Source organism: Pseudomonas thermotolerans DSM 14292, assembly GCF_000364625.1.
Taxonomy (GTDB): Bacteria; Pseudomonadota; Gammaproteobacteria; order Pseudomonadales; family Pseudomonadaceae; genus Aquipseudomonas; species Aquipseudomonas thermotolerans.
Map to the genome: position 1 here is coordinate 1 of NZ_KB822659.1, position 2,002 is coordinate 2,002.

1 rRNA gene is annotated in these 2,002 nt (G+C 54.1%); it reads left to right on the forward strand.

The features are described from left to right. Positions 1 to 1,979 (forward strand): 23S ribosomal RNA (locus H165_RS0118015); the annotation flags it as partial. Between the last annotated feature and the right edge of the window lie 23 nt (positions 1,980 to 2,002).

The window sequence follows — 2,002 nt, forward strand, 5'->3', positions numbered from 1 at the left end:
GGCAAGTGTCAGCACGGGAGACACACGGCGGGTGCTAACGTCCGTCGTGAAAAGGGAAACAACCCAGACCGCCAGCTAAGGTCCCAAAGTTATGGTTAAGTGGGAAACGATGTGGGAAGGCTTAGACAGCTAGGAGGTTGGCTTAGAAGCAGCCATCCTTTAAAGAAAGCGTAATAGCTCACTAGTCGAGTCGGCCTGCGCGGAAGATGTAACGGGGCTCAAACCATACACCGAAGCTGCGGGTGCATCGCAAGATGCGCGGTAGAGGAGCGTTCTGTAAGCCTGTGAAGGTGAACCGAGAGGTTTGCTGGAGGTATCAGAAGTGCGAATGCTGACATGAGTAACGACAATGGGTGTGAAAAACATCCACGCCGAAAGACCAAGGTTTCCTGCGCAACGTTAATCGACGCAGGGTTAGTCGGCCCCTAAGGCGAGGCTGAAAAGCGTAGTCGATGGGAAGCAGGTTAATATTCCTGCACTTCTGGTTACTGCGATGGAGGGACGGAGAAGGCTAGGCCAGCTTGGCGTTGGTTGTCCAAGTTTAAGGTTGTAGGCTGGACGCTTAGGCAAATCCGGGCGTTCAAGGCCGAGAGCTGATGACGAGCTTTCTTTTAGAGAGCGAAGTGGTTGATGCCCTGCTTCCAAGAAAAGCTTCTAAGCTTCAGGTAACCAGGAACCGTACCCCAAACCGACACAGGTGGTCGGGTAGAGAATACCAAGGCGCTTGAGAGAACTCGGGTGAAGGAACTAGGCAAAATGGCACCGTAACTTCGGGAGAAGGTGCGCCGGTGGAGGTGAAGGATTTACTCCGTAAGCCCCTGCCGGTCGAAGATACCAGGCCGCTGCGACTGTTTATTAAAAACACAGCACTCTGCAAACACGAAAGTGGACGTATAGGGTGTGACGCCTGCCCGGTGCCGGAAGGTTAATTGATGGGGTTAGCGCAAGCGAAGCTCTTGATCGAAGCCCCGGTAAACGGCGGCCGTAACTATAACGGTCCTAAGGTAGCGAAATTCCTTGTCGGGTAAGTTCCGACCTGCACGAATGGCGTAACGATGGCGGCGCTGTCTCCACCCGAGACTCAGTGAAATTGAAATCGCTGTGAAGATGCAGTGTATCCGCGGCTAGACGGAAAGACCCCGTGAACCTTTACTGTAGCTTTGCACTGGACTTTGAGCCTGCTTGTGTAGGATAGGTGGGAGGCTTTGAAGCGTGGACGCCAGTTCGCGTGGAGCCGTCCTTGAAATACCACCCTGGCATGCTTGAGGTTCTAACTCTGGTCCGTGATCCGGATCGAGGACAGTGTATGGTGGGCAGTTTGACTGGGGCGGTCTCCTCCCAAAGAGTAACGGAGGAGTACGAAGGTGCGCTCAGACCGGTCGGAAATCGGTCGCAGAGTATAAAGGCAAAAGCGCGCTTGACTGCGAGACAGACACGTCGAGCAGGTACGAAAGTAGGTCTTAGTGATCCGGTGGTTCTGTATGGAAGGGCCATCGCTCAACGGATAAAAGGTACTCCGGGGATAACAGGCTGATACCGCCCAAGAGTTCATATCGACGGCGGTGTTTGGCACCTCGATGTCGGCTCATCACATCCTGGGGCTGAAGCCGGTCCCAAGGGTATGGCTGTTCGCCATTTAAAGTGGTACGCGAGCTGGGTTTAGAACGTCGTGAGACAGTTCGGTCCCTATCTGCCGTGGACGTTTGAGATTTGAGAGGGGCTGACCTTAGTACGAGAGGACCGGGTTGGACGAACCTCTGGTGTTCCGGTTGTCACGCCAGTGGCACTGCCGGGTAGCTATGTTCGGAAGAGATAACCGCTGAAAGCATCTAAGCGGGAAACTTGCCTCAAGATGAGATCTCACTGGAGCCTCGAGCTCCCTGAAGGGCCGTCGAAGACTACGACGTTGATAGGCTGGGTGTGTAAGCGTTGTGAGGCGTTGAGCTAACCAGTACTAATTGCCCGTGAGGCTTGACCATATAACACCCAAACAATCTGGCTG